Genomic DNA, 5,449 nt, shown 5'->3' on the forward strand with positions numbered 1-5,449 from the left:
CTCCGCCCAAGGCCGGGCCATTCGCGGGATGTCATGTCGCCGAGAGCCATTGCGCTACGGAGCCACCGTCGCGGCCATACCGTGCATGCCGCCACCCATGCCGCCCCCGCCCATACCGCCGCCGCCGCCACACATCGGGGTTCCACTCATGCCCATGTCGCTGAGGAACATCGCACCCATACCGCCTGTGCCGCCGCAGCCGCCGCCGGTTCCGTTGCCGCCGTTACCGCCGTTACCGAAGATGGGGGTGGCTTGGCCGCCGTTGCCGCCGTTGGCGGGGGCCGCACCAGGCCCAGCGTTGCCGCCGTTGCCGGCGTTGCCCATGAAGACCGATCCACCACCGTCGCCGCCGCGGCCGCCGGCGCCGAATTCGGATGCCCCGCCAACACCGCCATCGCCGCCGTTGCCGAACACCCCGGCGGTGCCGCCGCCGCCACCGGCGCCGCCCCGGGCATTCATGCTGCCCGCCTCGCCACCGCTGCCGCCGGGACCGCCGCTGGTCATCCCGACGCCGTTGCCGCCGCGGCCGCCGTCGCCGCCGTTGCCCATCCGCAGCCCGGCGCCGCCGTTCCCGCCTGCACCCCCCGACCCGATCATCGACCAGGCACCCGGACCGCCATTGCCGCCGTTACCGCCGGTGACGCTGCCGATGACACCGGTCCCGAAGCTGCCGCCGTTGCCACCGTTACCGCCGGGACTGAAGATCAGCATCCCCATCGCGCCGTTGCCGCCGTTGCCGGCCTTGCCGCCGTTGATGCCGGCGACGTTGCCGCCATTGCCGCCATTGCCGCCGTTGCCGGTCAGCCACCCGGCCATGCCGCCGTTGCCACCGTTTCCGGCGGTGCCGCCACCCATCCCCTCGATGTCTCCGCCGGTGCCACCGGCGCCACCGTCACCGATGACGGCGGCCATACCGCCGCGGCCGCCCGCACCGGCGGTACCCATGACGGCGCTGCCCCCGTCGCCACCCTGTCCGCCGTTGCCGAAGAAGCTGGTCGGCAGACCGCCGAGTTCGCCGAGCATGATCATCGATCCCGCCATGCCGCCTCGGCCACCAGCGCCGCCGTTGGTCATCATCCCGCTTGCGGCGGCGCCGTTACCGCCCTTGCCGCCATTGCCGAAGAACAGGCCGCCACGCCCGCCGTCCCCGCCGACCAGACCCGCCGTCACGGCATTACCGCCGCTGCCGCCGCTTCCGAACCAGCCTGCGGCACCGCCGGCGCCGCCGTTGAATCCGTTGCCGCCGTTGCCGATCAGTCCGCCCTTGCCGCCATTGCAGGCACCTATGGCGCAGGCGCCGGCGTAGCCGGTGTAGCTGTATCCGTTGCCGAACAGGATGCCCGCATCCGGACTGTCGGCCGTGCCATCGCCGAACAGCCGCAGGTTCGGGCCGACCGCCGCCGCCTTGGGCGCGGCCGGCGCTACCTGGGCTGGAACCGTTGCGAAAGCAGCGATTTCGATGGGATCCACCGTTCGCACGCTTGCGGCCGAAGCCGCCTTGGGCGGCGTCGGGTCGCCCGCCGGCATGCCGTCGTCCTCAGGCTCGCTCAGAGCCGGTGCGGGCGCATCCTTGGCGCGAGTCCCCGGGCCGATGGCATCCCGACTCGGCTTACTCCCCCGCGTCCGGTTGGCCTCAGCGGCACCCTTCGAATTCCGATCGGCCGTCGCCTCAGCAGAAGACGCCCCTTCCGAATCAGCCACCGCCGAGAAGGGCACGGCGATGGAAAGACCCACCCCGAGCGCGACGGCCAAAGCGCCAACACGGCCAACAAGAATTCCGGACATCCGCGTGTTCCTTTCAAATTTCAAATGTCCCCTAGTGGGACACCGTCTTAGTCGCGAGCGCGATGGTAAAAGTTCCCTACTTGTTCTGGCAGCAGACGGGGACTTTGCCGCGCAGCATGGACACCAGCATGTAGGGCCCGCGGCTGAGGCAGACTCCGAACACCGCCCGCATGAGCGCCGCGAAAAGGCCGAAACCGGTGGCGATTACACCGACCATCGGCGCCCCGAAAGCGAAACCGGCGACACCCGCGCTGCAGACGATGAATCCGATCACTTGCGCGAAGCGCACCTGCTCGACGTAGTCACGCGCCGTCGGAGGCCCGACTCGCGGCGCAATCAGCTTCTGATAGGCCACCGCATAGGGGTGCCTGCCAGGTCCCCACAGGGCGCCGATCCCGAAGGCCACTGCCTGCAAGGCCAACACAACCGCTGCCGCGTGAACATGGAAGTTCGCGACGATCACAACGGTGGCCAGCACGGTCGCGGTGACAATGGCGGTAAAGCGGATCACCCGGGCGTCAACCTGGGCGGGTGCGACTGTCGACAGGTCTGTAGACATCCCGACTCCTTCGTCTAATCGTGTGCGCTCTTCGTGTGCTTTCACAGGAGTTAGTCGGATCGCAGTGCGGTCCGGTTCCGGATGTCTGGAACAAACTCGCCGCGGTGCGCGACTATTGGTGCATGGACTGCGACACCGCGCGGGAGGCGCTGTCGGCTCGGATCGACGGTGAGCGCGAACCCATCCCCGCCGCGCGAGTGGACGAGCATCTGGTGACCTGCGCCTCCTGCCGAGACTGGCAGGCCGCGGCCGTGGAACAGACCCAGCTACTACGGCGGCTCGCCGGGCGCTCCCAGGTCGCCGCGGTCCGGCCGCTGCCCCAGGAGCCGGCCCGGCGCCTGGATTCGGTCTCGGTCTCGGCGTCGTGGCGACGCTGGGCGTTGGGCGGGGTGGGGGTCGTCCAGCTGCTGTTGGCGATCACCCAGGGCCTCGGATTCCACCTTGGAGTCGAGCACGCGGCGATGGGCGGACACATACTCAACGAGTCCACGGCATGGTCGGCGGCTCTGGGTGTGGTGATGGTGGTCGCGGCGATACGGCCCACGGTCGCGGGAGGGTTGGCGTGGGTGCTGGCCGCCTTCGCTGCGGTACTGGCCGTGTACGTCGGCGTCGACGCCGCCGCCGGGCGGGTCACCTTCGATCGCGCCCTGACCCATGTCCCGGTGCTGGCCGGGGCCGCGCTGGCGTGGTTGGTGTGGCGCACCGATCGCCCGGACCGGCACTCACCGGACCGGACTGCGGCCCCCGATGACATCGTGCTGCCGCGGAACGCCTCCCTGGGCCGTCGACGCAGCCATTTACGGCCGACCGACGACTCGGCGGCCTGATTTTCAGAGCATCACCGCGAACATGATCGCCATTCCGGCCGCCATCGCGAACTGGCACAGAATGCCCAGACTCTGCCCCGGCGTCCCTGATGCCGGCTGCAGACGACTGGTGACGAAACGGTAGAACCAGAACGCCGCAGCCACCCCGAAGCCGACTGCGCACACCCAGTTGAGTCCGCCAATCCACGATGCGGCGTCCGTCCCGGTGTGGCCGGCGGCGACCTGCGATCCGTGCCCGGCATGGCCGGCGTGACCGGCATGTCCGGCGTGTCCAGACGTCGCCGGCATGTCCATGTCCATATCGTGCCCCGACTCCGCCGACCCCTTCGGCAGCGCCAGACCGCCCATGGCGGCATACATCCACGCCATCGCCATCATCATCAGCGCGTGGTAGCCGTTAGCTCCCCGGTGGACACGGCCGGTGATCGTGATGGCCACGAACCACACCGCGGCGAGGGCGAAAAAGATCATCGGGGCGCGCGCGGGGAGATCGGCACCACGCGGCCAGGCCATCACCGCCATCGCAATCGCCATCAGGGCGTGCAACGAGTGGCTGATCAGACTGGCCGGCGAGTGCCTGCCTGCCACCATGCCCCGCACGCAGACCGCCGCGCTGAACCCGAACAGCAGCGTGACCAACCACCGAAGCCCGACATCCTGGATCATCGTGCTGCTCCCGCTGTAATCGTCACAGGCAATAGGTCGACCGCGGCGCGTGGAAAGTTCCGGGCGCCGCCGCAGGAGCTTAGGCGGTTCTGGAATCATCGATGGAAACCGGATTGGAGCCCACCACGTCCACGCATCCCGAACCGACCCGTTCACGCACCGGCTGGCTGCTGCTGGCCGGTTTCGCCGTCGCCGTGGGCGCCGTCGCGGCCTATGCGCTGGCGGTACTGACCCCGACCGCGCCGACGGCCCTCGCCCGGACTGTCGGTTATTTCACCGCCGCGGTCGCCGGCGCCGCCTGCCTGGGTGGGCTGGTTCTCGTGCTGATCACCGCACGGCCCGACGAGCGGGGAGTCATCGACGCCGCCGCGTTCCGGGTCCACCGGGTGGTCGAACGGCTCTCGGTGATCTGGATGATCGCCGCGTCGGTCATGGTGGTGGTTCAGGCGGCCGCCGACTCCGGTGTGTCGACGCCACGGGTGCTCAGCAGCGGTATGTTCCCCTCTGCGTTGGGCGCATCGGAAAGTGCACGCGGATGGGTTGCGACGGCGGTCTGCGCCGCGGCGCTCAGCGGCGCCTCACGGCTGGTTTTGCGGTGGGAATGGCATGTGCCGCTGATGATTCCGGCGATCGTGGGTGTTGTGGCGGCTCCGGTCACCGGCGACGCGGGTCAGGGACCCGATCACGATTACACCACCGGTGCGATGATCGTGTTCGCCCTCGCCGTCTCGGTGTGGGCTGGGATCAAGATCGTGGCGGCGGTGGCACCGCCTGATGCCGCGCTGCGACGCCGGGTAACGATCGTCACGCTGACCGCAGCGGCCGTCGCCGCGGTCTACGGGGCACTGCTGACCGTGTTGCGGGTCGGCACAGCCGATTTGGCTTCGGGGTACGGCCGGCTGGCATTGATGGCCGCTGCGCTGCTACTGGCGACCCTCGCCGTCGATGCGAACTCGTTGCGGACCCACCGCACACCCGGTCCCGCCGGCGTACTGGCGGCGATGGCAACCCTGGCGGCACTGGCGTTGATGGCCGTGCAGACCGCTCCACTGCTGCTGGCCACGAAACCGACGGTGTGGGACATCCTGTTGGGCTATCAACTGCCCGGCGCCCCGACCGCGTGGCGGTTGGCGACGTTCTGGCGTTTCGACGTCTTCCTCGGCGCAGGAGCCCTTGTCCTTGCCGGCGGATACCTGTTGGCGGTGGCCAAATTGCGCCGGCGCGGCGACCGCTGGCCGGTGGGCCGCACCGTCGGCTGGCTGGCCGGGTGCGCCGCGGTGGTGCTGGCCACCAGTTCGGGCATGCGGTCCTACGGATCGGCGATGTTCAGCATGCACATGGTCGAGCACATGACGCTCAACATGTTCGCGCCAGTGCTGCTGGTTCTCGGCGCACCGGTCACGCTGGCGCTGCGGGTGCTGCCCACAGCCGGCCCAGGCAACCCGCCCGGTCCGCGGGAGTGGATCACCCGGTTCATCCACTCCCCGATCACCGGGTTCCTCTCCAGCCCGGTGACGGCGTTCGTGCTGTTCATCGGCTCGCTGTATGCGGTGTACTTCACCGCAGTCTTCGACACCCTGATCCGCTACCACTGGGGCCATGAGTTCATGGC

The 5,449-nt window shown here is 69.5% G+C and carries 5 protein-coding genes; 2 read left to right on the forward strand and 3 right to left on the reverse strand.

What is annotated here, in order from left to right:
• Positions 1-54: 54 nt before the first annotated feature.
• The gene (locus ADBZ6I_RS15740; protein WP_526385468.1) at positions 55-1,470 is read right to left on the reverse strand and encodes a GTP-binding protein; all 1,416 of its coding nucleotides are present in this window, start codon (positions 1,468-1,470) and stop codon (positions 55-57) included.
• A gap of 391 nt (positions 1,471-1,861) precedes the next feature.
• Positions 1,862-2,344, reverse strand: a complete 483-nt coding sequence (locus tag ADBZ6I_RS15745) for a DUF4395 family protein (protein ID WP_526385470.1) — start codon at positions 2,342-2,344, stop codon at positions 1,862-1,864.
• A gap of 122 nt (positions 2,345-2,466) precedes the next feature.
• On the opposite strand from ADBZ6I_RS15745, the gene ADBZ6I_RS15750 reads away from it, so the two are divergent.
• Complete coding sequence (locus tag ADBZ6I_RS15750) at positions 2,467-3,171, forward strand: zf-HC2 domain-containing protein (protein WP_526385476.1); 705 nt, start codon at positions 2,467-2,469, stop codon at positions 3,169-3,171.
• Between the two features lie 3 nt (positions 3,172-3,174).
• Here the strand turns inward: ADBZ6I_RS15750 and ADBZ6I_RS15755 are convergent, their stop codons facing one another.
• The gene (locus ADBZ6I_RS15755) at positions 3,175-3,837 is read right to left on the reverse strand and encodes a DUF5134 domain-containing protein (protein ID WP_526385472.1); all 663 of its coding nucleotides are present in this window, start codon (positions 3,835-3,837) and stop codon (positions 3,175-3,177) included.
• 101 nt (positions 3,838-3,938) lie between these two features.
• On the opposite strand from ADBZ6I_RS15755, the gene ADBZ6I_RS15760 reads away from it, so the two are divergent.
• Positions 3,939-5,449 (forward strand): cytochrome c oxidase assembly protein (locus tag ADBZ6I_RS15760; RefSeq protein ID WP_526385474.1); only part of this gene is annotated, 1,511 nt, incomplete at its 3' end.

This window comes from Mycobacterium sp. (genome assembly GCF_044342925.1).
Lineage (GTDB): Bacteria > Actinomycetota > Actinomycetes > Mycobacteriales > Mycobacteriaceae > Mycobacterium.

Bases quoted from the DNA above. Each gene is read 5' to 3' on its own strand.
- ADBZ6I_RS15745 (WP_526385470.1), bottom strand. From the start codon at position 2,344: ATGTCTACAGACCTGTCGACAGTCGCACCCGCCCAGGTTGACGCCCGG.
- ADBZ6I_RS15750 (WP_526385476.1), top strand. From the start codon at position 2,467: ATGGACTGCGACACCGCGCGGGAGGCGCTGTCGGCTCGGATCGACGGT.
- ADBZ6I_RS15755 (WP_526385472.1), bottom strand. From the start codon at position 3,837: ATGATCCAGGATGTCGGGCTTCGGTGGTTGGTCACGCTGCTGTTCGGG.